The 25,490-nt window shown below is 57.3% G+C and carries 23 protein-coding genes and 1 tRNA gene; 4 read left to right on the top strand and 20 right to left on the bottom strand.

Annotated features, from left to right (window positions below):
• Positions 1-68: 68 nt before the first annotated feature.
• Genes D4A39_RS01445 through D4A39_RS01435 form a run of 3 tightly spaced genes read right to left on the bottom strand, consistent with a single transcriptional unit; the run spans position 69 to position 3,321 of the window.
• Positions 69-908 carry an ABC transporter ATP-binding protein gene (locus D4A39_RS01445; RefSeq protein WP_022984444.1) on the bottom strand — a complete coding sequence of 280 codons (840 nt, stop codon included), beginning with the start codon at positions 906-908 and terminating at the stop codon, positions 69-71.
• A gap of 22 nt (positions 909-930) precedes the next feature.
• Positions 931-1,932: an ABC transporter permease gene (locus D4A39_RS01440; protein WP_022984443.1), complete on the bottom strand. Its 1,002-nt coding sequence runs from the start codon at positions 1,930-1,932 to the stop codon at positions 931-933.
• Between the two features lie 27 nt (positions 1,933-1,959).
• Entirely contained in the window at positions 1,960-3,321 is a 1,362-nt protein-coding gene (locus D4A39_RS01435; RefSeq protein ID WP_022984442.1) for a CmpA/NrtA family ABC transporter substrate-binding protein, read from the bottom strand.
• A gap of 500 nt (positions 3,322-3,821) precedes the next feature.
• On the opposite strand from D4A39_RS01435, the gene D4A39_RS01430 reads away from it, so the two are divergent.
• Entirely contained in the window at positions 3,822-5,012 is a 1,191-nt protein-coding gene (locus D4A39_RS01430) for a YbfB/YjiJ family MFS transporter (protein WP_119917366.1), read from the top strand.
• A 17-nt stretch (positions 5,013-5,029) separates the two neighbouring features.
• Here the strand turns inward: D4A39_RS01430 and D4A39_RS01425 are convergent, their stop codons facing one another.
• Together D4A39_RS01425 and D4A39_RS01420 are read right to left on the bottom strand one after the other, a co-directional pair.
• A complete protein-coding gene (locus D4A39_RS01425) occupies positions 5,030-5,629 on the bottom strand; it encodes a glutathione S-transferase family protein (RefSeq protein WP_119917365.1) in 600 nt (199 codons plus the stop codon).
• A gap of 92 nt (positions 5,630-5,721) precedes the next feature.
• Positions 5,722-6,078 (bottom strand): hypothetical protein, encoded by a 357-nt coding sequence (locus tag D4A39_RS01420; RefSeq protein ID WP_119917364.1) that lies wholly within the window; start codon positions 6,076-6,078, stop codon positions 5,722-5,724.
• Between the two features lie 244 nt (positions 6,079-6,322).
• On the opposite strand from D4A39_RS01420, the gene D4A39_RS01415 reads away from it, so the two are divergent.
• Positions 6,323-7,210, top strand: coding sequence for an oxygenase MpaB family protein (locus D4A39_RS01415; protein ID WP_158586908.1), 888 nt, complete (start codon positions 6,323-6,325; stop codon positions 7,208-7,210).
• 42 nt (positions 7,211-7,252) lie between these two features.
• Here the strand turns inward: D4A39_RS01415 and D4A39_RS01410 are convergent, their stop codons facing one another.
• From D4A39_RS01410 to D4A39_RS01350, 13 genes are all read right to left on the bottom strand, one after another.
• The gene (locus tag D4A39_RS01410) at positions 7,253-8,251 is read right to left on the bottom strand and encodes a DUF5924 family protein (protein ID WP_022984437.1); all 999 of its coding nucleotides are present in this window, start codon (positions 8,249-8,251) and stop codon (positions 7,253-7,255) included.
• Positions 8,252-8,397: 146 nt separating this feature from the next.
• Positions 8,398-9,696, bottom strand: coding sequence for a sodium ion-translocating decarboxylase subunit beta (locus D4A39_RS01405; RefSeq protein ID WP_102792725.1), 1,299 nt, complete (start codon positions 9,694-9,696; stop codon positions 8,398-8,400).
• A complete protein-coding gene (oadA, locus tag D4A39_RS01400; RefSeq protein ID WP_119917362.1) occupies positions 9,689-11,479 on the bottom strand; it encodes a sodium-extruding oxaloacetate decarboxylase subunit alpha in 1,791 nt (596 codons plus the stop codon). Before oadA ends, D4A39_RS01405 begins: the two co-directional genes overlap by 8 nt.
• A gap of 14 nt (positions 11,480-11,493) precedes the next feature.
• Positions 11,494-11,742 carry an OadG family protein gene (locus D4A39_RS01395; protein ID WP_022984434.1) on the bottom strand — a complete coding sequence of 83 codons (249 nt, stop codon included), beginning with the start codon at positions 11,740-11,742 and terminating at the stop codon, positions 11,494-11,496.
• 340 nt (positions 11,743-12,082) lie between these two features.
• A tRNA-Arg gene (locus D4A39_RS01390) sits at positions 12,083-12,159 on the bottom strand.
• Positions 12,160-12,253: 94 nt separating this feature from the next.
• The gene (bfr, locus tag D4A39_RS01385) at positions 12,254-12,733 is read right to left on the bottom strand and encodes a bacterioferritin (RefSeq protein ID WP_022984433.1); all 480 of its coding nucleotides are present in this window, start codon (positions 12,731-12,733) and stop codon (positions 12,254-12,256) included.
• Positions 12,734-12,860: 127 nt separating this feature from the next.
• Entirely contained in the window at positions 12,861-13,091 is a 231-nt protein-coding gene (locus D4A39_RS01380) for a bacterioferritin-associated ferredoxin (protein ID WP_081703600.1), read from the bottom strand.
• A 364-nt stretch (positions 13,092-13,455) separates the two neighbouring features.
• Positions 13,456-14,208, bottom strand: coding sequence for a hypothetical protein (locus tag D4A39_RS01375; RefSeq protein ID WP_022984432.1), 753 nt, complete (start codon positions 14,206-14,208; stop codon positions 13,456-13,458).
• An 872-nt stretch (positions 14,209-15,080) separates the two neighbouring features.
• Positions 15,081-15,737: an adenylate kinase gene (adk, locus tag D4A39_RS01370; RefSeq protein ID WP_022984431.1), complete on the bottom strand. Its 657-nt coding sequence runs from the start codon at positions 15,735-15,737 to the stop codon at positions 15,081-15,083.
• 132 nt (positions 15,738-15,869) lie between these two features.
• Positions 15,870-16,895 (bottom strand): cytochrome C biogenesis protein, encoded by a 1,026-nt coding sequence (locus D4A39_RS01365; RefSeq protein ID WP_119917361.1) that lies wholly within the window; start codon positions 16,893-16,895, stop codon positions 15,870-15,872.
• A complete protein-coding gene (locus tag D4A39_RS01360; RefSeq protein WP_022984429.1) occupies positions 16,892-17,314 on the bottom strand; it encodes a cytochrome c-type biogenesis protein in 423 nt (140 codons plus the stop codon). Before D4A39_RS01360 ends, D4A39_RS01365 begins: the two co-directional genes overlap by 4 nt.
• Complete coding sequence (locus D4A39_RS01355) at positions 17,311-17,859, bottom strand: DsbE family thiol:disulfide interchange protein (protein ID WP_022984428.1); 549 nt, start codon at positions 17,857-17,859, stop codon at positions 17,311-17,313. Before D4A39_RS01355 ends, D4A39_RS01360 begins: the two co-directional genes overlap by 4 nt.
• Complete coding sequence (locus D4A39_RS01350) at positions 17,849-19,861, bottom strand: heme lyase CcmF/NrfE family subunit (RefSeq protein WP_022984427.1); 2,013 nt, start codon at positions 19,859-19,861, stop codon at positions 17,849-17,851. Before D4A39_RS01350 ends, D4A39_RS01355 begins: the two co-directional genes overlap by 11 nt.
• Positions 19,862-20,218: 357 nt before the next feature.
• On the opposite strand from D4A39_RS01350, the gene fabA reads away from it, so the two are divergent.
• Both fabA and fabB read left to right on the top strand, forming a co-directional pair.
• Positions 20,219-20,746 carry a 3-hydroxyacyl-[acyl-carrier-protein] dehydratase FabA gene (fabA, locus tag D4A39_RS01345; protein WP_022984426.1) on the top strand — a complete coding sequence of 176 codons (528 nt, stop codon included), beginning with the start codon at positions 20,219-20,221 and terminating at the stop codon, positions 20,744-20,746.
• Positions 20,747-20,755: 9 nt separating this feature from the next.
• On the top strand, positions 20,756-21,967 hold the full coding sequence (gene fabB / locus D4A39_RS01340) for a beta-ketoacyl-ACP synthase I (RefSeq protein ID WP_022984425.1): 1,212 nt from the start codon (positions 20,756-20,758) through the stop codon (positions 21,965-21,967).
• Positions 21,968-22,058: 91 nt separating this feature from the next.
• Here fabB and D4A39_RS01335 read toward each other — a convergent pair whose 3' ends face one another.
• Together D4A39_RS01335 and D4A39_RS01330 are read right to left on the bottom strand one after the other, a co-directional pair.
• Complete coding sequence (locus D4A39_RS01335) at positions 22,059-23,108, bottom strand: porin (RefSeq protein ID WP_022984424.1); 1,050 nt, start codon at positions 23,106-23,108, stop codon at positions 22,059-22,061.
• Between the two features lie 518 nt (positions 23,109-23,626).
• On the bottom strand, positions 23,627-25,414 hold the full coding sequence (locus tag D4A39_RS01330; RefSeq protein ID WP_022984423.1) for an acyl-CoA dehydrogenase: 1,788 nt from the start codon (positions 25,412-25,414) through the stop codon (positions 23,627-23,629).
• Between the last annotated feature and the right edge of the window lie 76 nt (positions 25,415-25,490).

Raw genomic sequence — 25,490 nt, 5'->3', positions numbered from 1 at the left:
TGCGGACATACCTTTCCTGTTACCGCCACCGTTCAGTGCAATGGCAGTCGTATTCGTTAAGCGGAAACTCAGGCGCGTTTACGCACCCTTTCTGTGTTGGCGCTATTGCGTTTCGGCATCGGCTCCACCTTGCGCTGCTTTTCATACAGGAACTGCAGCACTTGCTGGCGACAACGCACGAAAGTGGGATCATCCGCCAACGCAAGACGGTCTCGGGGCCGCGGCAGCTTGACGTCCAGGATTTCTCCGATGGTGGCGGAAGGGCCATTGGTCATCATCACAATACGATCGGACAACAACACCGCCTCATCCACATCGTGGGTAATCATGATCACAGTGGTACCCAACTGGGCATGGATTTCCATGAGGGAATCCTGAAGGTGCGCCCGCGTCAGTGCGTCAAGAGCACCAAACGGTTCGTCCATCAACAGGACTTGTGGTTGCATGGCCAGTGCACGGGCAATCCCCACCCGCTGTTTCATGCCACCGGAAATTTCATCCGGCTTCTTGTGCATGGCATGGGCCATATGCACCAGTTCCAGGTTGTGTTCCACCCAGTCTCGAATCTCGGCTTTGCTCTTGGTCTTCTTGAAGACTTGCTTGACCGCCAACTCCACATTTTCGAAGGCGCTTAACCAGGGGAGCAGTGAATGATTCTGGAATACCACCGCCCGCTCGGGACCGGGTTCCGTGACTTCCTGCTTGTCCAGAATCACGCCGCCATCGGTGGCCTGCAGAAGACCGGCGACGATGTTGAGAACAGTGGATTTACCGCAACCGGAGTGACCGATCAACGAGACAAATTCACCAGACTCGATTTTCAGGTTTACATCCTTGAGGGCTTCGAATTGACCTTTCGGCGTGTCGAACTTCATCCCCACGTTGGACAGTTCCAGTAGTGCTTTCATGAAGATTCTCCTATTCGGTCGTTTATCGCTGCACGGATGACTTGTCCCAGACCAGAGCCCGCTGCAGCATCAGCATCAGGCGGTCCAGCAGAAAACCGATCAGACCAATCACGATGACCGCCACCATGATGCGGCCAAGGGATTGGGAGCTACCGTTCTGGAATTCATCCCAGACGAATTTCCCGAGCCCGGGGTTTTGGGCCAGCATCTCGGCGGCGATCAACACCATCCAGGCTATCCCAAGGCTAAGACGCAGACCGGTGAACATCATCGGCAATGCCGATGGCAGTACGATCTTGCGGACATGGCTCATGGCGTTAAGACGCAGTACCCGTGACACATTGGTGAGATCCTGGCTTACCGACGTCACTCCTACTGCTGTGTTCATCAGCGTCGGCCACAGACAGCACAGCGACACCGTGAACATGGAGGTGAGAAACGATTTGGCGACCAACGGATCATCCGTTACGTACACAGCGCTTACGACCATGGTCACCAGAGGCAACCAGGCCAGCGGCGATACCGGTTTGAACAACTGGATCAGCGGGTTCATGGCGGCATGGGCAGTGCTGCTCAGGCCGATAAAAATCCCCAGCGGAATGGCAATCATGGAGGCCAGCAGAAAACCACTCATCACAGTGATCAGACTGGTGCCAATCTGGTCAAAGAACGTCGGCGCTCCCGTGTAGCTGCGATAGACCGGTTCCCATTCCGGTTGCTGCGCCAGACGGCTGGCAATGTACTTCTCCTGCCGCTCATGAAACGCAGCCTCTTTGGCCCGTGACGCCTGATGCTCATCCAGCAAGCTGCCAGCCTGCTCCCAGACCTGTGAAGGACCAGGGAACTGTCCCAGCGAGGTATCGATACGCTGAGCCGCCAGTTGCCACAGCAACAGGAACGCCGCGATACCCAGTACCGGCCAAATCAGCTGACGCAGCAGGGCTTGCCATTGCTCACCGGACATCTTGCCTGTGGCCAGGGCGCGGTAGGGTTCCATCCAGGTTGGGAATGTCAGGGTCACCATGATTGCTTCTCCTCGGCGGGCGAGCGCTTAAAGCGCGTCACCCTCTTTCAGACCAATCGGGAATTTCGCCAGGTACTCGTTGGGCTTGCGGCCGTCGTAGGTGATGTTGTCGATAAAACCTTTCTGCGGCGGTTTGAAGCCTTCTTCGGTGGCAAAATCGGGAAACTCATCGGCGGCAATCTTGCCTTCCGCGATCAGTGACTTGGCCGCCTGGGCATAGATGTCCGGGCGATACACTTTCTTCGCTACGTCCATGTACCAGCTATCGGGTTTGCTCTCGCTGATCTGACCCCAACGGCGCATCTGGGTCAGATACCAGATAGCATCGGAGTAATAGGGATAGGTCGCGTTGTAGCGGAAGAACACGTTGAAATCCGGCACCGGGCGTTTGTCGCCTTTTTCGTATTCGAAGGTGCCTGTCATGGAATTGGCGATCACGTCATAGTCAGCGCCAACATAGTTCGGCTGAGACAGGATTTTCACGGCTTCCGGACGATTGGCGTTATCGTTTTCATCCAGCCACTTGGCCGCACGAATCATCGCCTTCACGACACGAATATGGGTGTTGGGATACTTGTCAGCCCAGCCCTTGCTCACGCCAAACACTTTTTCCGGATTGTTTTTCCAGATTTCGTAATCGGTGATGACCGGAACCCCAATCCCCTTGAACACGGCTTGCTGGTTCCACGGCTCCCCCACGCAGTAACCATAGATCGTGCCGGCTTCCAGCGTGGCAGGCATTTGCGGCGGTGGTGTCACCGACAGCAGCACATCCGCCTGCAATTGACCGCTGGTATCGCCCTTGTGCGGAGCGTAGTAGCCCGGGTTCAGCCCCCCGGCGGCCAGCCAGTAACGCAACTCGTAGTTATGAGTGGACACCGGAAACACCATGCCCATGTTGAAAGGCTTGCCTTCCGCCTTGTACTTTTCCACTACCGGCTTGAGGGCATCAGCCTTGATGGGGTGCACCGGTTTACCGTTCTCGCTGGGAATATTTTTCTTCATTTCTTCCCAGACCGCGTTGGAAACGGTAATGCCGTTACCATTCAGGTCCATACTGAAGGCCGTAATGATGTGCGCCTCGGTGCCATAACCAATCGTGGCACCCAGCGGCTGACCTGCCAGCATATGTGCGCCATCGAGCTGACCGTCAATCACCCGGTCCAGCAGTACTTTCCAGTTGGCCTGGGCTTCCAGAGTGACGAACAGCCCCTCTTCTTCGAAGTACCCTTTCTCATACGCTACGGCGAGCGGCGCCATATCCGTGAGTTTGATAAAACCAAATTTCAGGTCGGCCTTCTCCGGCCAGCCCACCGAATCTGCCGCCATGGCGTTGGCAGAGAGCCCCATGGTCAACGCTGTCAGTGCCGTACGAATCATTTTTTTCATCAGTCTTCCCTCACTAGCCCGCTCTCCGGCAGGCATAAAAAAAGCGCTCAGGGTCCCCCGTCATCGTTGACCGGGTACCTTGAGCGCCTTTGCTCGAATCTTCTCGTGACCGCCGTTGGTCACGAAGATGGTTATGTCGTCACAACGCTGTTGCTGTGATGAATCGTATAAGGCAAATGCTGTGCCAATTTTTAAAAACCTTGTTTTTCATATGGTTAGCCATTGACGATTCACCGCTGCCCACCCCGCACGCCCATAAATTGCACAAGCGGCACTGTTATGCACCGCCCCTCCCTCCCCAAAATGCACCACCGTTTTGGTGCAGGGGCCGGTTACCGCCGCATTGCGCTGTTTTTGCACTGCCATGGGGAGAAAACGGTGCTCCGCCTGCGACCAAGGCTCTATTTATCACTGAGGCTTATGTTGAACATCATTCGCAGAGTACACAGAAATAAGCACAGGCCTGTTAGGCTTCTTGCTTGCCGCGTTAGCAACGCTATATGAGACTCGTTAGGGATACCGACATTGTGAATGCCAGCACCAACACAGACCGTAACGCCCTGCTGATTGCTATTGCCGGAGCTTTCAGTCTCGTCATTGCATTGGGTATTGGCCGTTTCCTTTTTACCCCGGCCTTGCCAGACATGATTGCTGACAGCTCGCTTACTGCCGTCAGTGGCGGCTATCTGGCTGCTGTGAATTACGGTGGCTATCTACTTGGCGCCATGCTCGCCATGGGTGTGCCTGCCCATCAGGCCCGAAACGCACTGTGGGTGGCGCTGTGGGTCAGTGTGATCAGCAGTGTGCTAATGGGCGTGAGCGACAACTTTATGCCCTGGGCCATCAACCGTTTCCTGGCCGGCATCGCCAGCGCCATCATCATGGTCAATGGCTCCGCGCTGGTGCTCGGCGCCCTGCCCAACCACCTGCGCGCACGGCTGGGAAATATCCACTACGCCGGTATCGGCCTGGGCATCAGCATCGCCGCCCTCACCGTGGCGCTGATCGAGTCCTTGCAAGGCAGCTACCCCTGGATGTGGGGCGGGTGCGGCGTCTTCGCCTTGCTGCTGTTACCACTGCTAAAACGCATCCCTCCCCTGCCCCATGCCCGCGATACCGCTCATCACGCAAGTCCGGTCAACCGCAAGGCGTTGGGGTTTTTGATCGCAAGCTACACGCTCGCGGGGTTCGGCTACATCACCAGCACCACCTATCTGCCGGTGATCGCTCGCACCCAGCTCCCTGACCTTAACAACGCCGCCTTCTATACCTGGCTGGCTGTGGGCCTGGCTGCCGTGCCGGCAAACCTGCTGTGGGGCAAGCTGGCAGGCCGTGCAGGCGAACGCAACGCACTGATGATGGCGCTCGTCGTACAGGCCCTGGGGGTCAGTGCGCCGGCCTGGTTACCCGGCCTCACCGGGCTGGTGACCAGCGGGCTGCTGGTCGGGGGAACCTTTACTGCCGTGGTCGCGCTCAGCATGTACTGCGGCCGCCAACTGGCCCCCCACGCAGCCAGCATGGCGCTGGGCGCACTCACTGCCTGTTATGGCGTGGGGCAGATTCTGGGGCCAGTGGTTACCGCCAGGATGCTGGAAAGCAGTGGTAGTTTTGCGCCGGGGTTATTGAGCGCGGCCGCCGCGTTAATCGGGGCCGCTGCGTTGTTGCTACCGCTGGGATCGGCACGCTTCTGACTGCCACACGCAGTGGATCAGCCACCCATGGGGATAAAGTTCGGTGTTTCTGCCACTCGCCGCAGCCAGGCCTCAATCGCCGGATAACCCGACAGATCGAAGCCTCCTTCATGGGCAACATGGGTATAGGCATACAGCGAGATGTCTGCTGTCGTCAGGCAGTCGCCTGTCAGGAAAGCGGTGTGCTGCAACTGGCCCTCCATCACCGCCAGCGCCTTGTGCCCACCCGCTTGCTTGGCCGCATATTCGTCCGCCTTTTCCGGTGGTAACCCAAGGTACTTGTTAATGAAGCGCGCGACAGCGATATAAGGTTCGTGACTGTACTGTTCAAAGAACTGCCACTGCTGGATGCGTGCCTGGGCAAGGCGTTCAGATGGATACAGTGGTGAGTCCCAGGCGAGATAATTGATGATGGCATTGGACTCGCCAAGGCTTATGCCATCACCCAGATCCAGCACCGGAATTTTGCCATTGGGGTTCATCGCCAAAAAATCCGCATGCCGTGTCTCCCCCGCCAGGATATCCACATCGATCCAGTCGTGAGTCCTGTCCAGCAGCCGACATACCAGCTGTACCTTGTAGCAATTCCCGGATTGCCTATCTCCATAGATTTTCACGAAAGCTCCTTTTTCGTGTCGTAAACGTTATGCACCAGCATGGCTGCACTTCCTGTTCGGCGGCATGCTAGGAGGAACGCAGCCACACAATATTAACGGCAGGGAAACTCCCGCATAAATCCCCAGGTCAGCACCAGAGACACCGGCACCTTCTGGAAGTCCTCTTGTTCCTCGGGGGAGGGATAAAGCGCTTTTGAGTCGCGAATCTGATTATCGATGATGGACAGATAATTATCCGTTTTCAGCGATAGTTCATTGGGCTGGCAATACAACGCAGGTTCAGCAAGGGAATTGGCCGCCTTGACTCCGGAGCCGACGCCACTGATATACACCTTCAGCCGCTCAATGTCCGTTTCTCTTGCCTGCGTGTAGCCACCCACATTCAGTGCACTGGCAGGAGACATCACAGCAACGAGCCCGATATAGAGCCACCGTTTTTTGATGTTCAAGGTGTATTCCTCGTTTGGGGGTAATTGCCGGGAATGGCCGTTGAGGCGCCCTGTCTTTTCACAATCAACCGCACTTTACTCCAAAAAGCTCAGCCCGGCGTTGTGGTAATGCTCCTGCCCTCACCTGCCGATAACGGTGAACAACAATCGGTGTTCTGTCACTTGTTCAGCCCTGCATGGAGCGGACAATATGAGACATACGTTCTATTTAGTCTCGCTGCGACAATGGCAGAAGGAGCACAGCATGGCGACAACGACCAACAACAAAGCCGACCCGATCGCATTGGGGCCCGATTCCCTGGCCTGGAAACACGCGGGGGATAATCTGCAATTACTCATGGCAGGAACCACCCTGCTGCTACAGGTTTCACACCCCGTGGTGGGCGCAGGTGTGGGCGATCATTCCGTGTTCAAGGAAGACCCCTGGGGGCGCCTGCAGCGCACTACCGAATGGGGACTTCGACTTTTGTATGGCGGACAGCAGGGCTCCCCACAGGCGGGCCGTGACCTGCGGGAAATACATCGCAACATCAAGGGCGCAGACGAGAAAGGTCGCAAGTACTTTGCGCTGGACCCGGAAGCCTATGCGTGGGTACACATGACCACCTACTACACCATGGTCACCACGCAAAGGATGTTTGGCGACAAGCCATTCACCGCCAGCGAGGAAGCCCAGTTGTATCATGAGTGGGTCCAACAAGGGCGCGTGCTGGGGATTCGTGATCAGGACATGCCCCAGACGGTGCCGGCCTTCTGGGAATACTTCCACACTATGGTGGAAACCCGCCTGGAAAATACCGATACCGCACGCTACCTGCTGGATGTGAGCTTGAAGCAAGTGAAGAAACCGCCACAATTGAGCATGATGCCGGACTGGCTGTGGGCCCGCTTTTACCGCCAGATTGGCAAAAACGCTACGCTTAGTACCTATGCCACCCTGCCCCATGCCTTGCGCCGCAAACTGCATGTACATTGGACCGGGCGACTGGCACGCCGCTTTGAACGCAAACGTCGGCTGATTCAACGGCTGGTGCCACTGGTTCCGGCCAAGGTACGCTACCTTCCCCCTGCCTATCTGTCGGTTACCGGTCAGCTGGAGCGGCTACGTCCGGTACTGAAAGAAGCGGCCTGACAGGATCCCGCGCAGGGGCATGCTTGCAGAGCCCCTGCAATGTCAGGGCGTAATATAAAACCGCATGACGCCAATGATCTGATTGTCTTCCGTACGAACCTCAACCCGCCAACGCCCCTGCGAAGGGACCGGGATGTGGCGTTTGTGAGACCAGGTGCGGAAACCGGATTCACGACCGCCGTACACCTTGAGGGGAATACGGTCGACCTGCTCGCCATCATGAAACCAGTAGTGATAGACATCCTGGCCGAGCCCCAGCGGTGCCTTGATGGCCGTATAAGCGTATAGGCCCTGGGCCACTTCTTCGCTGGTGAAGACCTCACCTTTCACCAGCGGTTTCCGCTCTGATCGGCTGAACGACAGCGCCATGGCCCGCTCTTCCAGTGACAGGGTCAATGGCGGGACCAACGGTGCCAGCCAGCGAGGCGCCAGCGCAATAACACAGGACACCGCGATCAATCCTGCCCAGCGAAACCATTTTCGCGGTCCACCGAAACGCCAGAAGCTGGGTAACGCAAACAGCGCGGTCAGCCAGCCGGCCCAGGTAAGAGCGGAGTCTGTGCTCCAGTGGAAAATCAGCGGCAACAACACCAGCAGTGCCACAAACAACGCCCAGGCGTGGAAGCCAAAATACAACGCACGATGCCGGGCCAACCAGAAATAGACCGGATCAATAATGCTCACCAGCGCCGCACTGATCACCAGCGTGGTGAAGAAGATATATTCCGCCCCACCTGACCACTGCAGCAACACAAACGGCAGGCTGAAGAAAAAGGCTTCCTGATGCACCGCCTGCAGCATGAGTTTGAGAAACCCCTGGGACACCCCTTCCATGGCGGTACCGGCAAAGCGCTGTTGCCACAACCCCTCGGTGAGCAGCAACAACCAGCTGAATACCAGAAAGCCGGTGAGCACGGCGGCGAGCCAGGGCTGGCGCTCCACCAGGAAATAACTCGATAACCCCAACGCAAAACTGATGACCGCCCACAGGTGGCGCACCTGATATAGCTTGTTGGTGAGGGCTTGAAGGGAAAGGGGCAAAACGACGCTCCGTCGACGGTTTGGCTGTTCGACGTACTATAGCGATGTGGGTTCCCGAAGACAGCAGGAAGCACAGAAGGAATAGGGAGAACCCTGCGCAGCGAGAAACAACTCTCGCTGCGCGCGGTGCTCACGCGGCCCTGAAATCAGCCGGCAAAATTAAGCAGTACACCTGCGGCGACGGCAGAACCAATCACCCCGGCCACATTCGGGCCCATGGCATGCATGAGCAGGAAGTTGTGGGGATTGGATTCCAGGCCGACCTTGTTGGCCACCCGGGCCGCCATGGGCACAGCGGACACCCCCGCCGCCCCGATGATGGGATTCACCGGGTGGTGGCTGAAGCGATTAAGCAATTTGCCCATGATGACACCGGTGGCGGTGCCGATCATGAATGCCGCCAGACCCAACGCCAGAATCCCCAGTGTCTCCATGACCAGGAATTGCTCGGCGCTGAGCTTCGAACCCACGGCCAGCCCCAGCATGATAGTCACCACATTGATCAGCGGCCCGCTGGTGGTGTCCACCAGACGGCTGACTACACCGGATTCCTTCATCAGGTTGCCGAAGCAGAACATGCCCAGCAGCGGTGCAGCATCAGGCAGTACCAGTGCCACCAGGATCAGCAACAGGACCGGGAACAGGATCTTCTCCACCTGGCTGACCGGGCGCAACTGTTCCATCTTGATCTTGCGCTCGTTCTCATTGGTGAAAGCGCGAATGATCGGCGGCTGAATGATCGGCACCAGGGCCATGTAGGAATACGCGGCCACCGCAATGGCCCCAAGCAGCTCAGGTGCCAGTTTGGTGGTTACGTAGATGGAGGTAGGGCCATCTGCACCGCCAATGATGCCGATGGCGGCGGCGTCCTGAAGGCTGAAGTCGAGACCGACCCAGTTCAGTGCCAGCGCCCCCAGCAGGGCAGCAAAAATACCGAACTGTGCCGCTGCACCCAGCAACAGGGTACGCGGGTTGGCCAGCAATGGACCGAAGTCGGTCATGGCGCCCACGCCCATGAAGATCAGCAGCGGGAAGATGCCGGTGGTCAGCCCTACGGTGTAGATCAGGTAGAGAATCCCGTCACCGTAGTTGGCCTGCACCGCAAGGTGGTGCAACTGATCGTGAACCAGCGGGCCCACCGCTTGTGAGGCTTTATAGAGCGCCTGACGGCCCACTTCCGGGTCCAGCCCCATCACCTGTGCCATGCTGGCAATCAGGCCCTGGTCGCCAAAGTGCAGCGCCTGACTGATGGCAGACTCCGCCAGGCCCGCTGCCGGAATGTTGGCCAGAATGCCACCAAACCCGATCGGCAGCAGCAGTAACGGCTCGAACTTCTTGTGTACCGCCAGCCATAACAGCCCCAGGCACACCAGCATCATGATCAGCTGGCCGCCACTCATGTGGTACAGGCCGGTACTGGTCCAGAGGGTTTCCAGTTTATCCATTGGCCGGCTCCACACTCAGCAGGGGTTGCCCAACGTTAACGGCATCGCCTTCCTTCACCATGACCTCGGTGATGATGCCCGCCTCCGGGGTGGACACGTCGGTTTCCATCTTCATGGCTTCCAGCACCATGATCTTCTGGCCTTCGGTCACCCGGTCACCGGGCTTCACCAGCACCTTGAAGATGTTGCCGGCCAGCGGAGCCGGTACCGGCACGCTGTTGGCCGGATCGCCGGACGCCGCCACAGGCGCTTCCGCGCTGCTGCTGCCACCCAGCGACTTGATGCCAGTGACATCGCCACCGTCGCTGACTTTGACGGTGTACTGCTTGCCATCCACGTCGACGGTATAGACGCCTTCGCTGTTGGCTGCCGCTGGCGCCTGACCATTGGGCACCGGCTCAAAGGCGGAGGCATCGCCACGTTTTTCCAGGAATCGCAGACCGATTTGCGGGAACAAGGCATAGGTCAGTACATCGTCATCACGGCGCTCACCGTCCGCCAGACGCAAACCCTTGTCGCTCGCCAGCGAGGCGACTTCGTCACGCAGGCTGTCCATCTCGTTGTCGATCAGGTCACCGGGACGGCAGGTAACGGGCTCATCGCCTTCCAGGGCACGGGCCTGCAGCTCGCGGTTGAACGGCGCAGGGGCGGCACCGTATTCCCCACGCAACACACCGCGGGTTTCCTTGCTGAGCACTTTGTAGCGCTCGCCGGACAGCACATTCAATACCGCTTGGGTTCCTACGATCTGGGACGTCGGGGTCACCAGCGGGATATAGCCCAGATCCTTGCGGACGGCAGGAATTTCTTCCAGTACGTCATCAAAACGGTCTGCCGCGCCCTGCTCTTTCAACTGACTTTCCATGTTGGTGAGCATGCCGCCAGGCACCTGTGCGACCAGGATGCGCGCATCGACACCGCGCAGGCTGCCTTCGAATTTTGCGTACTTCTTGCGAACGTCCCGGAAGTAGCTGGCAATGTTGTTCAGTTTCTTCAGGTCCAGGCCGGTGTCACGGTCTGTGCCTTCCAGCATGGCCACGACCGACTCGGTGGGGCTGTGGCCGTAGGTCATCGACATGGAAGAAATGGCGGTATCCACATTGTCGATCCCCGCTTCCGCGGCTTTCAACGCGGTAGCGGTGGACAGCCCCGTAGTGGCATGGCACTGCATGTGGACAGGAATGCTCAGGGTCGCCTTGAGACGCGTGACCAGCTCGAAGGCATCCGCAGGACGCAGCAGGCCAGCCATATCCTTGATCGCAACGGAGTGCGCTCCCATTTGCTCGATCACCTTGCCCTGCTCGACCCACATATCCATGGTGTGCACCGGGCTCACGGTGTAGGCGATGGTGCCCTGGGCGTGCTTGCCCTGCTTCACGACCGCAGCGATGGCACGCTCGATATTGCGCATGTCATTCATGGCGTCGAACACACGGAATACATCCACCCCGTTTTCGGCAGCGCGTTCAACAAAAGCGTCGACCACATCATCGGCATAGTGACGGTAGCCAAGCAGGTTCTGACCGCGCAACAGCATTTGCTGCGGGGTCTTGGGCATGGCGTTTTTCAGTTCACGAATACGCTCCCAGGGATCTTCCCCCAGATAACGAATACAGGCGTCAAAGGTGGCCCCGCCCCAGGACTCCAGGGACCAGAAACCGATTTCGTCCAGCGCTGCAGCAATGGGCAGCATGTCGTCCAGGCGCATGCGAGTGGCAAACAGGGACTGGTGGGCGTCGCGCAGCACCACATCGGTGATGCCAAGTGGCTTTCGATCACTCATGGGGGATTTCCGGATTATGACTGGGACTGCCGATGCTGACGCACGGCGCTTTCAATGGCTTTGATGACGGCTGCCGGCGGTACATCAGTGCGGGCAACTGCCCCAGACGGCGCGGCCGATTCAGGAGCGACAGGCGCTTGTCCAAAACGCTGCACCAGCGCCGACATCAAGGTGGTAACGCCCACCAGGATGATCAGGAAGACAAACACGACTCCCATGCCAACCAGCATGAGCTCCAGGCCCTGGTTCATCAATGAGTCCATGGAACACTCCTTCGACGGTTCCGTTGGCGATTAACCGGCGAAGCGACCAGACCCACAACGTGGATCTGGCCGGGGCCACCTTTTGAGTGTCCCTTAGCCAGCGCCGGTTTCCGCGCAATGTAGGCGCATTGTCGACAATCTGCAATGAGACGACTGGAGGGGGTGGGTGGTGGTTTTGATCAATCAGGCAGAAAAAAAATGTTTAACGGGTTCACCTGCACAAGCCAGCGACTCTGTGCCAGGGCAAAAGCATTCGCGATAAAACAAAAGTCTTGGAGAGAAAAATGCCGGCAGGCTAAAACGAAAAAAGGCACCCGATTGGGTGCCTTCTTTCTTTGTATGGCGCGCTGGGGAGGAGTCGAACCCCCGACCTTCTGGTTCGTAGCCAGATGCTCTATCCAGCTGAGCTACCAGCGCTTTTCCATCTCGTTGCTGTATCGCCCCGAGAGGCTGCGCATTATTCCGAAAGCCCCTCGATGAGTCAAGCGCAGATCGCTCAAAAGTTCAGCAATCAGTCTTCTTCTGTTTCCATCTGCTTTTGCAGGTAGTTTTCGATGCCCACCAGATCGATCAGATTGAGTTGGGTTTCCAGCCAATCCACGTGCTCTTCCTCGGATTCCAGGATGCGCTTGAGCAGATCACGGCTGATGTAATCCTGGATGGATTCCATGTAGGCAATCCCTTCACGCAGATCAGGAATGGCCATTCTTTCCAGTTTCAGGTCGCACTGGAGCATTTCTTTGGTGTTCTCGCCAATCATCAGCTTGCCGAGATCCTGCAGGTTGGGGATACCTTCCAGAAACAGGATGCGTTCCACCAGCCAATCGGCGTGTTTCATCTCGTCGATGGACTCGTGGTATTCCTTTTCATACAGGGCCTGCAGGCCCCAGTCCTGGTACATCTTGGCGTGCAAAAAGTACTGGTTGATCGCTACCAGTTCATTGCCGAGTGCCCGGTTCAGGTACTCAATGGCCTTGGCGTCGCCTTTCATGGGGAATCTCCGTCCTGTGAACATGGGTTTGGGATAACCCGCATTGTTCAGCAATAAGGTGACAGAGACAAGTCAAACAAGAGAAAAGCGCTTGCAATACAAGCGCTTATGGAAATGAGAACGATTTTTATGCCGGCTGCGGCCAATAGACCACAGCTTCATTGGAAGAGTGCGAGAAAGAGGACGTCTGGCTTGCGCTACGGGCCTCACGCAGTTCCTGACGGGCGTGCCGGGCACATTTTCCGCACTGACTTCCAACCCCAAGTTCCCGACGAAGATCACGCAGGCTGTCGCAGCCGTTTTCGACCGCTTCCCGTATTTGGTTGTCAGTGATGCCCTTACAGATACAAACGTACATATAACGCCATTCCTCAATCTCTGGGAACGATGCTAACTCTAACGCGAATCATTATCAACTACTTTTGTTGATATTTCTCTTTGCCGCAATGACCCAGTCATATGTCTCCCCGCCCAATGCTGCTGTCCCTTCCGCTCTGCTGCATCGAGGGATCATGACAAGCTGACAAATAGGTTAGCCAGGGAGCCCCCCCTCTCAACTAACGTCCTCCCTTTGGTGCCCCGGACAATGACGCGCAGTGATGACGACTCGCATATCCTTCCCCACTGCGCACCACAGAAAGTGATTCCAGAAAAAAAGGACCGGATAACCATAAAAAAACCCGCCGAAGCGGGTTTTTTGACTGCCTTACGCCCCTGAGAGATCAGGAGGGCTTTTTCTTGGCAGGTGCACGCTTGGTTGCAGCCTTCTTGGCTGGCGCCTTGCGTGTTGCTGCTTTTTTCGGAGCCGCTTTCTTGGCTACGGCTTTTTTCTTGGCTGGCGCTTTTCGGGTTGCCGCTTTTTTGGCAGCCGCCTTACGCTTGGGCGCAGCTGATTTCTTGGCAGCACGCTTGGCCTTTGCGGCAGCACGCTTGGCAGCGGCCTTGGCTTTCTGCTCCGCTTTTTTCTGGTCAGCTTTGGCTTTTTTCGCCAGTTTGCGTTCGTGATCACGCAACTTCGCTTTCAGGTTGCGCTCAGCAGTACGCAGTTTTTTCACTTCACGGGCGACCACTTTCTTGGCTGCCTGAATTTCGGCACGGATAACCTTGGTTTCACCGCGCAGATCCTGAAGCTTGAGACGAAGGGTGTTCATCTTGCCACGGGCAGTATCGACTGCACGCTTCGCCGCAGCGGTTGGCTTCGCTTTTGCTTTATCACGCTTGGCTGCTGTATCCGCACGCAGCTTGGTGAGCTTACCGTTCTCGGTATCAAGCTTGGTACGGTGCTTACCCAGCTTGCCTTCAACCTGAGCTGCTTTCTTCTGGGCCTGGTCCACAGCCTTCTGCTGCAGTTTTACCTTGCCTTCAGCGTTGGTAACAGATTTCGGCAGTGCCGGAGCTTTCGGTGCTGCCGCCTTTTTTGCTGCTGGTTTACGGGCCGCAGTTTTTTTTGCGGCAGCCTTTTTTGCTCGAGCCATTTTCGATCTCCTAAGCTATAGCGTTGTCATCATTACTGCGACAAGGGAAAAATAGCATAAAAAAAAAACGGTTGGTACATTATTTGACCAATTCAAAATTTCTTTTTTCATTTGTGTCCGCATTCCCCCTTTTTGCAAAAAAAATCGCTGATGACGCTGATTGTCCAATCCATGTTTTTTTGGGTTTTCTTTCCGTTTAGGAAATCACCACTATCCGACCAAACATTGCTTAATGGAAATAGCCGACACCTAAGATTCCCTTTCCTTGTGCAGAAAGAGCGTCTTTGTATTGATGCAGGCATATAAAAAGAAGGGGAAATCCTGACGGGGACAAAAACGTCAGTTACAGGAATCTCATCCCGACAATGGATTAATTAATAACAATGGCAGGAAGCAAAATGCGGGGCGCCGTTGAGCACAAGACCTACAACTCACTGCGCATCTTTTACAAGATTCTGCGCAGAGATGAACCTTCCGCTTGCCTTTTCTTTTATGGCTGTCGGCAACAGAGAAAAGAAAGACGGATAATCGCCACTAACTGAATTCAATTAACGTTGAACTATTTTGGGTAGAAAGGTGACATATTATTTGCGCATGAACAGTGCAAATGGGGCAGTCTTATCTGTCCGGCAAACGTGACCGTCGCCTCATGGAACCGCGCTGTCAGAGCATCACACTGACAAGAGGGCGACAAACTGACACGCTGAACCAAAGTCAAAACAGTGAATTGCCGCACCCGGCAAATATCAAAGCCCAGTCTGTATGAGCAATGTTGGGTCTCATTACGCAATCGGGAAAACGGGAAAAGGCAGCCCACCGCAACAAAAAAGGGAAGCCGAAGCTTCCCTTTCTTTAATACGGAGTATGCAAGCTTAGGCTTTCAGACCACTGAGCACTCGATCCCGGATATCATCCACAGACCCCACGCCGGCCACACGCACATAAGCAGGAGCATTGGCCTCGCCCTTGGCGGCCAAGTCCTGATAGAAATCCACCAGAGGACGGGTCTGGGACTGGTAGACTTCCAGGCGCTTGCGAACCGTCTCTTCCTGATCGTCATCACGCTGCACCAGCTCTTCACCGGTTTCGTCATCCTTGCCTTCGACTTTCGGCGGATTGTACTTCACGTGGTAGACACGACCCGAGGCGGGGTGCACGCGGCGACCACTGAGCCGCTCGATGATTTCTTCATCATCCACGTCGATTTCAACAACGAAATCGATATCGACACCCTGCTCAACCAGCGCCTGGGCCTGGGGAATGGTGCGCGGGAAGCCGTCGAACAGGAAACCGTTGGCGCAGTCATCTTCTGCGATACGCTCCTTGACCAGACCCAGAATGATGTCGTCGGAAACCAGGCCGCCAGCGTCCATCACTTTCTTGGCTTCCAGGCCCAGCGGAGTCCCCGCTTTTACCGCAGCGCGCAGCATGTCACCGGTGGAAATCTGAGGAATATTGAACTGTTCCTTGATGAACTGCGCCTGGGTGCCCTTGCCCGCACCGGGGGCACCAAGCAGGATGACACGCATAGGATTCTCCAACTTTCTGTGATCAAAAGAGGCATCAGGGGGCCTCCGAAGGGGTGCAACTTTACCCTGAGGCCCCGTTCATCACAAGGGACAGCCGTTGCGACCTAGGTCGCAAGCGGTCAGTCAGCCGGATTACGGCGACCCCAATTGCAGGGCCGCCGGAGAGGTCTGGGGCATCGTCAATCGGACCGGGGCCGCACTGATGGCAGCCTGATCCACCGAGGCACCCGGTGCCGGCGTATAACGGGCTCCGATCACCAGCTCCGCGTCGCTGTCCGGATACGCCTGCAGCCAGTCCCCCTCCGTCAGCACCACCGAAGCGGGGAAACTTGGCACGACCTGGCGGTGGGCCGCCAAAGGCTGGCCCTGCGAACCGGCCTCACGAATATAGACAAACAGGGTGCCCCCAGCAGGCAGGTCTCCCCCCTGAACCACGGATCGAATGGAGGCAAACACTCCCTGGCGCGCTTTCTGTGCACGGGCATTGTCCAGCCCCCTGCGGAGCAAATCGCCTGTCTCCCCCTCGCCATGGCGGCTCAATAATGATTCCCAGCCCTGCATGGAAAGGTCATAGCGCCCAGCCCGGTCGGCAGACATGGCCAGTAACATCCAGGCACCATCATGGGCCGGTTCACGGTCAAGCACCCAGCGAATGTCTTCCAGTGCCGGGTCAGTCAGCTTGCCGCCGGCCTGTTCGATACGGGAACGAGCCAACAGCAAATGCATGGAGGGGTCATCCGGTGCCAGTGCCACCGCTTTCAGCGCCGCTTCCTCGCTTTGCACCGGGGCACCGAGTTGGTCGTACAGTGAGCCCAGCGCGTACCATCCGATGGCGGAAGGATTGTGGGTGAGCTCGGACTGCAGCACCCGCACCAGCGCCCCGGCCGGCACATCTGCTGCCGCCTTGGTGGGGGGCTTGCCGGCAATGATGTCTTGAGCCACCGCACGGTAATCCTGTTGATGCTGCAGCCAGGGGCCGGTGTGTTCGTTATAGCCAATCAGACCATAGCCTGCCGCGGCCAATACAACGACGATCAGGGGAATACCCAACGCCCCACTCACCGACCGCCCGGCCTTGCGGGCTTCCTGTCGCCACAGCCACCACAGCATGACCGCCAGTACCAGCAGCATGATCAACGCCACGACTATCCACATCATGAGGCGTCTCCTTCATCATCATTGGCTTTGGCACTGGCGCGGCGAAGCAACATAACGATCAGTAGGCCGCCCCCACCCAGCAGAATCAGCGGTACCAGCCATAGCACCGAAGTCTGTGCATTGACCGGCGGACGATAGCTGACAAAGTCGCCGTAGCGGGAGACAAAATAGTCGACGATTTCATCGTCACTTCGCCCTTCCAGAATCATGCTGTGCACCCGGGTACGCATATCCTGGGCAATGCCCGCGTCAGAATCGGAAATGCTCTGGTTCTGGCACTTGGGGCAACGCAGCTCTTCGGTCAGCACCCGAAAGCGTTGCTCCTGCTGTTCATTGTCGAACTGGTAAACATCAATGGCTGCCAGGGCCGCAACCGGCAGCAAGCTTGCCAGCAGAGCAGACAGGAAAAAACGCTTCATTGTGCACCTCCCTGACCACTTTGCTCAGCGGGCATCAAAGGCAAGAACTTCTCCTTCCATACCCGTTCATTCAGATCACCGGCATGACGCAGCACAATCTCGCCCTGCGGATTGATCAGGAATGTCTCCGGAGCGCCATAGACCCCCAGATCCAGACCCAGCTGGCCATCCGCATCGACAATCACATGGGTGAAGGGGTTGCCGAGATTGGCCAGGTACTGACGGGCCGCCGGTGTTTCATCCTTATAGTTCAAGCCGGCGATAGGCACTCCCTGCGCCGCCAGGGCCAACAGGAAGGGATGCTCGACATGACAGGTCGGGCACCAGGTCGCCCACACATTCAACAGCTGCCAACGCCCGGTCAGGGACGCTTCGGTAACGGTTTCTTCGGTCAACAATGACGACAAAGAGAATGCCGGAACCGGTTTGCCCACCAGTGCCGAAGGCAGCTCTTGCGGATCACGACCGAGGCCACTGGCCAGCAACACCGCAAGCAGGATGAAACCCAGCAGCGGCAGGAACACCCAGGGGGAATTAGGCTTCATTGGTCGCTCCTTTTTGTTCGCGCTCGGGCTGCTCACGCTCTGAAACGCGCTGGACACTGTCATCGGCAAACCGCTGACGGCGATAACGCTTGTCGGACAGCGCCAGCCCACCACCCAGAGCCATGATCAGGGCGCCCAACCAGATCCAGCGGATACCGGGTTTGAAGTAGATACGCACGGCCCACGCCTCTCCCCCTTTAAGCGGCTCGCCCATGGCCACATACAGGTCGCGCCAGAAACCGGCATCAATTGCCGCTTCAGTCATGATCTGCCGGCCAGCATGGTAGGTACGCTTCTCCGGGTGCAACAATACGATGGGTTGATCCTGCCAGTAGACCTGGAAGTGGCCACGCGTAGCATCGAAGTTCGGGCCGCGGTATTCGTCAAGGCTGTCGAACACGAAGCGGTAGTCCCCAAGTGTTGCCTCGTCACCGGGTGCCATGCGGATATCCCGCTCCACTTCGTGAAAACTCACCAGGGCGATCCCCGCTACCATGACGGCCAAACCGCAGTGAGCAATCACCATGCCCCAGTAACTGCGGCCAAGCTTTCGCAGCCCGGTGAAGAGCCCCTGTTGATAGGCCAACGCCCGACGCAACACATCATCCACATGGGCAAAGATCAGATAACACGCCAGCATGATGGCCACCACACCCTGCCAGGGGGACGGCTCCGGGATACGGGCGCCGAACCAGCCCGCCACAATGGCAGCCGGCACCAGCGGCAACAAACGCTTGACCAGTATGCCGCTGTCCTGACGCTTCCAGTTGCTGAAAACCCCGGGAATCAGCAGCAGGATCAGCAGGAACGTCAGTGGCACGAAGAAGCCGTTGAAGTAAGGGCTGCGAATGGAAATCTTCAGATCCATCCATTCAAAAAACAACGGTGCGATGGTCCCCACCAACACGACGGACATGGCGGTCAGCAGCAGCAGGTTATTGCCCAACAGGAATGCCTCGCGGGACAACGGTTTGAAACCGGCATTGCTACGCAAGGCGGATGCACGTGCGGCGAACAGCGTCAGCCCCCCACCCGCAACCACCACAAGGAAACCCAGGATAAAGGCACCACGTTCCGGGTCATTGGCGAAGGCATGCACCGAGGTCAACACGCCAGAACGCACCAGGAACGTGCCCAGCAAACTCATGGAAAAAGTGATAATCGCCAACAACACCGTCCAGGCGCGGAACATGTTGCGCTTTTCACTGACCGCCAGCGAATGAATCAGGGCTGTCCCGGCCAGCCAGGGTAACAGGGAGGCATTTTCTACCGGATCCCAGAACCACCAGCCACCCCAACCCAGTTCGTAATAGGCCCACCAGGAACCCAGCGCGATGCCTACGGTCAGGAAACACCAGGCCACGGTTGTCCAGGGACGCGCCCATCGGGCCCAGGCCGGATCCAGGTTGCCGGCCAGCAAACCGGCAATGGCAAAGGCAAAGGCGACGGAAAACCCCACATACCCCATATAAAGCATGGGCGGGTGCACAATCAGCCCGGGGTCTTGCAGCAGCGGATTCAGGTCGGCGCCATCAAGGGGAAACCAGGGCAAGGTGCGATCGAACGGGTTGGATGTGAGCAGCATGAACAGCAGGAAACCCACCGCAATCATGCCCATCACGGACAACACCCGAGCCACCATCACCAGGGGCACACTGCGACTGAGCAACCCGACCATGGCGCCCCAACCCGCCAGCATCCAGCCCCACAACAGCAACGAGCCTTCGTGCCCCCCCCAGATGGCGGACAGCCGATAAGCTAACGGCAAGGCCGAATTGCTGTGGTTGGCAACATAGGAAACCGAGAAGTCATTGTTATAGAAGCAGTAGCCCAGCATGACCATGGCAATCGTCATGGCCAGCCACTGTAACCAGGCTAACGGGCGGGCGTACCACTGCCATGCGACGATATCGCGTTGCACGCCGATCAAGGGGAACACAGACAGACACAGGGCCGCTGCCAATGCCAACCAAAGGGAAAGATGACCGATTTCTGCCGCCACGAAAGCTCCTGAATCTGCAAAAAGGGGTTAATCGCCCAGCGAATACCTGTCCCTGCCGTGCTGCGCGCGCATAGCATCTGTGCATGGTAAGGCAATTGCAAGTCCGTCGCGGAGAGCTTGATACCCTCTTTTATTATCCCTCGAAGGTCCGACAACCGTCTTTTTTGTCCGTTCATCGGTCATTTTCGGTAACAACATCACTCCGACATATTTTGAGACGCTTGCTATTCGTATGCTTTCACCATGCTTTGCTAGTATCAGTCTCGCCCTGACTGCGTGTCACCCGGCTGACGAAAAAACGACATAAATCATCCATATACTCGGAATGCGCCGCCTTGGCCTTCATGGAGTAAGATTTTGAGCACAACACCAGAACAGAAGTCTTCTTACGCTCGCGAGGAACTGCTCGCCTGCGCCCACGGGGAGCTGTTTGGCCCCGGCAACGCACGGCTGCCCTTGCCGAACATGCTGATGATCGATCGCATTGCTCACATCAGCGACGAAGGCGGCAGCTATGGCAAAGGCCAAATCATTGCCGAACTGGATATCACCCCTGATCTCTGGTTTTTCGACTGCCACTTCGAGAGCGACCCGGTCATGCCGGGCTGTTTGGGTCTGGATGCTACCTGGCAACTGCTGGGCTTTTTCCTCGGCTGGAAAGGCAACCCTGGCCGCGGCCGGGCACTCGGTGTTGGCAACGTGAAATTTTCCGGGCAGATCCTGCCCACCGCCAAGAAAGTCACCTATCGACTGGATGTGAAGCGGGTGATCACCCGCAAACTGATTCTCGGCATCGCTGACGCCACGGTGTCGGTGGATGGCCGCGACATCTACAGCGCCGAAGACCTGCGGGTCGGCCTGTTCACTTCCACCGACGGATTCTAGGAGTTCCCCATGCGCCGCGTCGTAATTACTGGCATGGGCATCGTGTCCTGTCTGGGCAATGATGCCGACACCGTTACCCAATCCCTGAAGGAAGGCCGTTCCGGCATTCGCTTCAACGATACCTATAAGGAAATGGGTATGCGCAGCCAGATTGCTGGCGTGCCGGACATCAATCTGGATGATTTCATCGACCGCAAACCGCGTCGCTTCATGGGGGATTCTGCGGGCTACGCCTATGTTGCCATGCAACAAGCCATTGCCGATGCCGGGCTGTCCGAGGCTGAAGTCAGCAACGAGCGCACCGGCCTGATCGCCGGCTCTGGCGGCCACTCTTCCCTGAACCAGGTGGAAGCCGCCGATATCGCTCGCTCCCGTGGCGTCAAACGAGTGGGCCCTTATATGGTGCCGCGCGTCATGGCCTCCACCGTGTCCGCCTGTCTGGCCACACCGTTCAAGATTCAGGGCGTCAATTACTCCATCACCTCTGCTTGCGCCACCAGCGCCCACTGTATTGGTAACGCGGTAGAGCAAATCCAGCTGGGCAAACAGGATCGCGTGTTTGCCGGTGGGGGTGAAGAAGAGCACTGGGCACTGAGCTGTCTGTTCGATGCCATGGGCGCCCTGTCCAGCAAGTACAACGACACGCCGGAAACAGCCTCCCGTGCCTACGACGCGACCCGTGACGGCTTCGTCATCGCCGGTGGCGGCGGGATGCTGGTGCTGGAAGCCCTGGAGGTCGCCCAGGCCCGCGGCGCCAAAATCTACGCAGAAGTGGTGGGCTACGGTGCCACCAGTGATGGCCATGACATGGTTGCCCCCAATGGCGAAGGGGCCGCGCGCTGCATGCGCCAGGCCATGGCCCAGTTTGAGGGTCAGGTGGACTACATCAACGCCCACGGTACCAGCACCCCGGTGGGTGACGTGGCGGAGCTGAAAGCCATCCGCGAAGTGTTTGGTGACAATGCACCGGCCATCGGCTCCACCAAGAGCCTGTCTGGCCACAGCCTTGGGGCAGCCGGCGTCCACGAAGCTATTTACTGCCTGCTGATGATGCAGAACAACTTCACCGCCCTGAGCGCCAACATTGAAACCCTGGACGAAAAGGCAGAAGGCTTGCCAATTCTGACCACCGGCAAGGACACCGGCCCCAGTGTTGTGATGAGCAACAGCTTCGGCTTCGGTGGCACCAATGCCAGCCTGCTGATGAAGAAGTGGGACTGAAGAGCAGTTAACAGCTAATAGTGAACAGTTAACCGCGAAACAGAAAAACCGGCGAAAGCCGGTTTTTCTGTTTTGAACGTAGTGCGTGTTGCTAGAACTTGTGAATCAGCCCGACAGAAAAGGCCATGCCGGATTCGTCCACATCAGTGGTGGAGCCCACCGGGTCGAAGTCGGTATCCGAGGCGGAAACCAGCGCATAGGTGGTGGTCTGATCGCCGAGCGTGTAGTCCGCGCCCACCGTCAGCATCTTGATATCCAGATCCAGATCACTGCTGTCCAGCATGCCAATTTGCCCCTTCAGGACAATACGCTCGCTGAGCCCAAAACGGCCGCTGAGCAGATAGGACATCAGATCCCCTTCATCGCCACCGTAGGGGTCAAATTCACTGCGCTCAACAATCGCACCGAACTGCGCGCTGTCACCCAGACTGAGCCCGAACGAGCCGCGCAGGGTATCAAGATCCCCACCGATGAGCGGGCCAAACGGAGCAAAATCAATACTGGTATAACTGCTCTCATAGGCCAGTGCAGCATAGATCGCCTCCGCTTCAAGCGTTGCGGAAAGCCCCCAGGTATCCGTCAGGCCATCCTGGGTTCGTGCATTGGCACCGGTACCCACCACCTCCTCTTCACCGGGGGCGACCTGCGCGCGGACGGTGACACCGCCGAAATCCGGGCTTTGCCAGTTTACCGTGTTGCTGTTGCGGCGCTGGCCGAGGAACACCACATCCATATCCGCGACGGTGTCGTTGAATTGGTCAATGCTGCCTTCGGCCAGTTTAACGACGCTGTCGTAACGGCCGGCGAAGACCTTACCGGCTGCGCTGTTCAGGCCAAGAAAGCTGTTACGGGTGCCAAAGGTATCGCTGCTGTCACCGTCGGCGTCATAGCTGACTTCCATTTGATAGATCACGCTCAGGCGATCATTAATCAGCGGCTCTTCTCCCTTGATGCCCAGGCGGGAATTGTTGCTGGAGACAAACCAGGCGTCAGACAGATCCTCTTCTGAAAACACCAACCCCTGTGGGTAATCACGGGTTTTGTCCAGGCTCAGGTTCAATTTGCCGTAAAAGGCAGGGGCCGCAAGGGCCGACACCGGCAAGGCTGCTGCAATGGCTGCGGCCATCAATGTTTTTTTCATTTCCCTTCTCCCTGTTTGGAAATTGTGCAACACGCGCCTCAATATATGACGCTTTAGTGACAACCAACAACGGGAAAAAGGGAGGATTCTGGCCAGAGCGCGGACGTTATCCGTTTTACTTCCAACTGACGACGCCACCAACAAAAATCGCCATCTCGGATGTGAGGAAAGATTGACTCCCAACTTGCCGTAGGAGCGTCGCTCGCGGCGCGATTCCAGACCAGGATCAAAAGCCTTTTCACCACAGAGGGCACAGGAGGCACTCAGGAAAGACGGTTTTTCTCTGTGGACCCTGTGTTAAATCAGTCTTTAACGACGTGGGCTATCGCGCCGCGAGCGACGCTCCTACGGCAAACCGGGAGGTGTCAGTCGGGCTTTTCCCTCAAATCCGCGAAGAACCAAAAAAAAGCCCCCGGAGGCCGGGGGCGGAAAATACCGTCATAGCTGTTTTGCTCACCGCGTGATGAGCTCTCCCGAGCCTGATGACGATAGGCACACAAGGTCGATTGCTATCACAATCAGAACCAGCGGCTGTCCATGTCCATGAAGGTGCTATCGGCATCAACCAGTCGTTGAGCGTCCAACTCCACACGGGGTAACTCCCACCGGAAGAAATAAGTGGCTGCCATCAGCTTTCCGTTGGCAAAGTCTTCATCTTCCGGGCGATCCAGTTTCACCGCAGCGTTGGCCTGACGTAGCCACATCCAGGCCGCGACGGTGTGTCCCACCAGCTGTAGATAGGCGTTACCGTTCGACAGGGCGACCCGCGGCCCTTTGTCGGCCATCAGTTTGCCGCTGGCTTCCGTCGCCGCCTGAATCTTCGGCAACATCGCTTGCAAGGCTGTCGCAAATGGCTTGCAGCGAACATCTGAAGTGGCCTCGACATCGGCCATGATTTTACCTGCGAGCAGCTGCATGCCTTTGCCATTGGCCTGCCATACCTTGCGACCAAGCAAATCGAGGCCATGAACGCCGGTGGTCCCCTCATGAATAGGGTTGAGACGGTTATCTCGCCATACCTGTTCGACCGGATATTCACGGGTATAACCGGCACCACCAAACACCTGAATCGCCATATCGTTGGCTTTCAGTCCATATTCAGACGGCCAGGTTTTCAGCACGGGCGTCAGCAAATCCAGCAGCAATTCCGCATCGCGGGAGCTCTGCGCTTCGCCGCTTTCAATTTCATCCACCAGCCGATAACCGTAGAAGCTCATGGCCAGCGCCGCCTCGGCATAAGCCTTCTGCGTCAACAGCAACCGGCGCACATCCGCGTGTTCAATGATCGGCACCATGGGCTTGCTGAAATCGGCTGCATCCGGGTGCCGGCCTTGTAAGCGGTCACGCGCATAATCCAGGGCATAGCGGTAACCCCGGTAGCCCAGCAATGCGGCACCAAAACCGACCCCAACCCGCGCTTCATTCATCATCTGGAACATGTAACGCAGGCCTTGATGGGCCTCGCCTACCAGATAGCCATGACAGTCGTCGTTATCACCAAAGGTCAGTGCGGTGCTGGTGGTGCCACGGTAACCCAGTTTGTGGATCAGTCCGGCAAGAATGACATCATTGCGCGGCCCCGGGTTGCCCTGCTCATCCAGCCGATACTTCGGCACCACGAACAGAGAAATACCCTTGACCCCTTCCGGGCCACCGGGAATTTTGGCCAGCACCAGGTGCACGATATTGTCTGCCAGCTCGTTTTCACCGCCGGAGATAAAAATCTTGTTGCCCTTCAAACGATAGCTGCCGTCGTCCTGCGGTACCGCGCGGGTACGAATATCGGCCAGCGACGAACCGGCGTGCGGTTCTGTCAGCGCCATGGTGCCGGTGAAACGGCCCTGCATCATGGGTTCGAGGTAGCGCGCCTTGAGCTCATCACTGGCAAAGTTACGAATCACATTGGCCGCCGCCGCGGTCAGAAACGCATAGGCCGTCGAGCTGGGGTTAACGCAGGTAAACATGCCCTTGCAGGCCGCAGCCGCAATATCAGGCAATTGCATGCCGCCTTCTTCAAAGCTGGCACGGGAAGAGAGAAAGCCCGCATCGATGTAGGCATCAAACGCCGCTTTCACTTCCGGGCGCATGACCACCTTGCCATCCACAAACTGCGGCTCTTCCTTGTCGGCAAGGCTGTTGTGATCGGCAAACTTTTCCCGCGCGAGTTTTTCTGCCGTATCCAGTGCCGCCTCGATAGTGTCACGGCTATGTTCGGCAAAACGCTCCCGTTCGAAAAGGGTGTCGGTATCCAGCACCTCGAACAACTGGAAGCGCAGATCGCGACGGTCCAGAATCACATCACTCACAACATCTCTCCCGTTTTTTCGACACAGCTTGCCATCCTGCCCTGCTCTCTGGCATTGTCGCCTATGACTAATTCAT

Origin of the sequence: Alcanivorax profundi, from assembly GCF_003597125.1 — a bacterium.
In the GTDB taxonomy this organism is placed as follows: domain Bacteria; phylum Pseudomonadota; class Gammaproteobacteria; order Pseudomonadales; family Alcanivoracaceae; genus Alcanivorax; species Alcanivorax profundi.
This window is presented reverse-complemented; position numbering and strand designations above follow the sequence as displayed.

Bases quoted from the DNA above. Each gene is read 5' to 3' on its own strand.
- D4A39_RS01435 (WP_022984442.1), bottom strand. From the start codon at position 3,321: ATGAAAAAAATGATTCGTACGGCACTGACAGCGTTGACCATGGGGCTC.
- oadA (WP_119917362.1), bottom strand. From the start codon at position 11,479: ATGAGTGATCGAAAGCCACTTGGCATCACCGATGTGGTGCTGCGCGAC.
- adk (WP_022984431.1), bottom strand. From the start codon at position 15,737: ATGCGTGTCATCCTGCTTGGTGCCCCCGGTGCGGGCAAGGGCACCCAG.
- D4A39_RS01395 (WP_022984434.1), bottom strand. From the start codon at position 11,742: ATGGACTCATTGATGAACCAGGGCCTGGAGCTCATGCTGGTTGGCATG.
- D4A39_RS01365 (WP_119917361.1), bottom strand. From the start codon at position 16,895: ATGATGTGGATAGTCGTGGCGTTGATCATGCTGCTGGTACTGGCGGTC.
- D4A39_RS01360 (WP_022984429.1), bottom strand. From the start codon at position 17,314: ATGAAGCGTTTTTTCCTGTCTGCTCTGCTGGCAAGCTTGCTGCCGGTT.
- D4A39_RS01415 (WP_158586908.1), top strand. From the start codon at position 6,323: ATGGCGACAACGACCAACAACAAAGCCGACCCGATCGCATTGGGGCCC.
- bfr (WP_022984433.1), bottom strand. From the start codon at position 12,733: ATGAAAGGCGACGCCAAGGCCATTGAGTACCTGAACCGGGCACTCGGC.
- fabB (WP_022984425.1), top strand. From the start codon at position 20,756: ATGCGCCGCGTCGTAATTACTGGCATGGGCATCGTGTCCTGTCTGGGC.
- D4A39_RS01445 (WP_022984444.1), bottom strand. From the start codon at position 908: ATGAAAGCACTACTGGAACTGTCCAACGTGGGGATGAAGTTCGACACG.
- D4A39_RS01380 (WP_081703600.1), bottom strand. From the start codon at position 13,091: ATGTACGTTTGTATCTGTAAGGGCATCACTGACAACCAAATACGGGAA.
- D4A39_RS01375 (WP_022984432.1), bottom strand. From the start codon at position 14,208: ATGGCTCGAGCAAAAAAGGCTGCCGCAAAAAAAACTGCGGCCCGTAAA.
- D4A39_RS01440 (WP_022984443.1), bottom strand. From the start codon at position 1,932: ATGGTGACCCTGACATTCCCAACCTGGATGGAACCCTACCGCGCCCTG.
- D4A39_RS01430 (WP_119917366.1), top strand. From the start codon at position 3,822: ATGAGACTCGTTAGGGATACCGACATTGTGAATGCCAGCACCAACACA.
- D4A39_RS01355 (WP_022984428.1), bottom strand. From the start codon at position 17,859: ATGAAGCCTAATTCCCCCTGGGTGTTCCTGCCGCTGCTGGGTTTCATC.
- D4A39_RS01405 (WP_102792725.1), bottom strand. From the start codon at position 9,696: ATGGATAAACTGGAAACCCTCTGGACCAGTACCGGCCTGTACCACATG.
- D4A39_RS01335 (WP_022984424.1), bottom strand. From the start codon at position 23,108: ATGAAAAAAACATTGATGGCCGCAGCCATTGCAGCAGCCTTGCCGGTG.